Origin of the sequence: Phenylobacterium sp. (genome assembly GCF_037968635.1) — a bacterium.
Lineage (GTDB): Bacteria > Pseudomonadota > Alphaproteobacteria > Caulobacterales > Caulobacteraceae > Phenylobacterium.
Map to the genome: position 1 here is coordinate 1 of NZ_JBBKVV010000054.1, position 2,865 is coordinate 2,865.

4 protein-coding genes and 1 pseudogene are annotated in these 2,865 nt (G+C 67.7%); 3 read left to right on the plus strand and 2 right to left on the minus strand.

The features are described from left to right. On the plus strand, window positions 1–534 hold a 534-nt coding region (locus AAC997_RS05790; RefSeq protein ID WP_340644738.1), incomplete at its 5' end, for a TonB-dependent receptor. Here the strand turns inward: AAC997_RS05790 and AAC997_RS05795 are convergent. Beyond that, entirely contained in the window at window positions 531–1,343 is an 813-nt protein-coding gene (locus AAC997_RS05795; protein WP_340644739.1) for an arylamine N-acetyltransferase, read from the minus strand. The genes AAC997_RS05790 and AAC997_RS05795 overlap by 4 nt on opposite strands. Before the next feature lie 69 nt (window positions 1,344–1,412). Between AAC997_RS05795 and AAC997_RS05800 the strand changes: the two genes are divergently transcribed. Both AAC997_RS05800 and AAC997_RS05805 read left to right on the plus strand, forming a co-directional pair. Beyond that, window positions 1,413–1,838 carry a DUF3237 family protein gene (locus tag AAC997_RS05800; protein ID WP_340644740.1) on the plus strand — a complete coding sequence of 142 codons (426 nt, stop codon included), beginning with the start codon at window positions 1,413–1,415 and terminating at the stop codon, window positions 1,836–1,838. Window positions 1,839–1,948: 110 nt separating this feature from the next. Continuing rightward, window positions 1,949–2,320 (plus strand): cupin domain-containing protein, encoded by a 372-nt coding sequence (locus AAC997_RS05805; RefSeq protein ID WP_340644741.1) that lies wholly within the window; start codon window positions 1,949–1,951, stop codon window positions 2,318–2,320. A 29-nt stretch (window positions 2,321–2,349) separates the two neighbouring features. On the opposite strand, the pseudogene AAC997_RS05810 reads toward AAC997_RS05805, so the two are convergent. Next, window positions 2,350–2,865 (minus strand): annotated as a pseudogene (locus tag AAC997_RS05810) (LLM class flavin-dependent oxidoreductase); the annotation flags it as partial.

Below are 2,865 nucleotides of genomic sequence, written 5' to 3' on the forward strand. Positions count from 1 at the left end.
ATCACCAATGTGACCGTGGGCGCGGGTCCCGGAACCTTCCCGGTGGCCGGCTTCATCCCCGCGGGCGGGGTGCTGCGCCAGCGGCGCAACGCCGGCCAGATCGAGGCCTGGGGCCTGGAAGCCGACATCGCCCGGACCTTCGGCGACCTGACCCTGACGGGCGCTGTCTCGGCCACCAAGGCGGAGGTGAACGGCGGCAGCGCCGCGCCGCAGCTCACCGGCAACCGTCCGGCCCAGACACCGGAATACACGGTGACGGGCGCCGCCGACTGGAAGGTGGGCGATCGCCTGACCCTGTCGGCCAACCTGCGCTTCGAGAGCGCGCGGTTCGAGGATGACCTCAACAGCCGCAAACTGGCGGCCTCGGTAGGGATCGACGCCCGGGCGGCCTGGCGGCTGACGCCCGACAGCGAGGTCTATCTGGCGGCCGAGAACCTCACCGATGCCCGGATAGAGGTCGGCGAGACCGGGGATGGGACCGAGAGCTTCGCCGCGCCCCAGACTTTCCGCGTGGGCTTCTCGCTGCGGCGCTAGTCGGCCTTCTCGCCGAACAGTTCCTCGTGCTTGGCGCAGATGGCGGGCCACAGGGCGCGCATCTCCGGCAGGTCGAGGCCGAACTCGCGGGCCAGGATATCGACGAACTCATCGGCGGTTTCGATCAAGGCCTGGGTCCGCTCACCAGGCCGGATCCTTCGCAGGGTGCGCCCCAGGATGATCACCAGGCCGTCCGGGGTATGGCGTTGGACGATGGGGAACATCGTGAAGATCGAGTCCGGTGAGGTGCGCAGCCACTGGCAGGTGGTGTTCAGCGCCGCGTCGCTCGCGAGCGCCTCGGTGAAGTCGAAATAGGGGGCGCCGCCCAGCGCGTGGTTGTGGAAGCGCCACCAGTCGGCGTCGAGCTTTTCCAGGCGGAAGTCATAGCCCGCCACGCGCATCGGACCGGCGACCAGGGCGACAGGCTCAAGGGTCCCGTCGCCGAAGCCGACGTCGGCGATGTAGGGGCGGTCCAGGTCGACGCGCAGGACCAGATGATTGCCGTGGCTGATCTCGCCGCGCTCGGTGCGGCCCACGGCGCCGGCCATGCGGGTGACCTTGAAACCGATTTCGCCGAGCGCCCAGCCCAGCAGACCGTTCATCTCGTAACACCAGCCGCCGCGCCGCCGGGTGACCAGCTTGTCGAAGGCGTGCTGCACGCTCACGTCCCCCGGCCGCTGCAGCTGCACATCCAGGTTCTCGTAGGGGATGGCCAGCAGGTGGGCGCGGTGGAGCGCCGTCAGCGTCTCGAGGTCCGCGCGTGGCGTCCCGGTGTAGCTGATGCGGGCCAGATAGGCGTCGAGGTCCATGGGCGCTCCTTCAATTGGTCAAGCTAGGACGGCTGGCGCGGCTTGCCCAGCTTGGCTAGGACGGGTGACATGGACAATCTGACCACCGAATTCGCCTTCGAGGCCCTCGTTTCCATCGATGCGGCCACGAAGATGGGGGACACGGCGCTGGGCAAGCGACGGTTCATCGGCATCACCGGCGGGACCTTCAAGGGGCCACGCATCGAAGGCGAGGTGATCGCGGGTGGCGCTGACTGGCAGACCGTACGGGCCGATGGCGTCACGGTGATCGAGGCGATCTACGCGCTGAAGACCTCCGACGGCGCGGTGATCGCGGTGCGCAATCTGGGCCTGGTGTCGCCCACCGAGGAGGGCGGACGCTATGTCCGCACCAACCCCACCTTCGACGCGCCCCAGGGACCGCACGACTGGCTGAACAAGTCGATCTTCGTCGGCACGATCGGCGTGGCCGACGGCGGCAAGGCCGTGCGGATCGGGGTCTATCGGGTGATCTAAAGGGCTTCGCCAGGCGCGCGCACTGGCGAGAACGCCCTGATCATTGGCGTATTCGCCCCTGGCGAGGGTCCCGCGCGGCTGGGCATTCTGGCGGCCGCCTAGGAGGTCCCATGTCCCAAGACGCCCGTCCCTTGAAGGTCATGCTCGACCACAAGCTGTCCCAGTTCAACGACCTCTGGGCGCCCAAGATCGTCGCCCGGTACAACACCAACGAGGTCCGCCTGGTGAAGGCGGAGGGCGAATGGGTCTGGCATCGGCACGATGAGACCGACGAACTCTTCCTGATCCTGGAAGGCGAGTTCGAGATGGATTTCCGCGACGGGACCGTGGTCGTGCGTCCCGGCGAGCTGCTGATCGTCCCACGCGGCGTCGAGCATCGTCCCGCCGCCCGTCGGGGCCAGGTCCGCCTGCTGCTGATCGATCCAGCGGGCACACCCAATACCGGCGATGTCAGCACCGCCACGCCCGCTGTGGAGCTGTAGAGACTGCTCCGGGCAGCTCCACGGTCAGGTCAGTCCTTCTTCGGGTCCTGAGCCGCGGCGGCGCCGGCGATCAGGGCGACGATCTGCGGGCTGATGTTCTCCGTGCCCTTCTCCATCATGTGGGAGACGATGCGGGCGCCCACGGCGGCGCGGGTCTGGCTGGTGAACTCGGTCTTGTTGTCGCGCACCCAGTCCATGGAGGCCTTGCGGTTCACGTTGAGCTGCTGGAAGTGCGGGACCACGTAGCGGGCGATCATCTCGTAGGAGCGCTGGGTGTCGGCCCAGTTGGCCCAGTTGTGGGCCATCATCAGATAGCAGCCGAAGCCGCCGCTCTCTTCCTTCAGCTGCTCGATGCGGGCGATGGCGTCGTCGGGGGTGCCGACCACGGCTGAGCCGAGCGCGATATAGGCCTCGACGGGGTCGCCGGCGAAATCGTCGGGCACCATCGGCAGGTTGGCGATCTCGCGGAAGTAATAGATCCACTTCTCCAGGCCGAAGCGCACCTGTTCGATGGCCTTGTCCTTGGTCTCGGCGATGTGCATCTG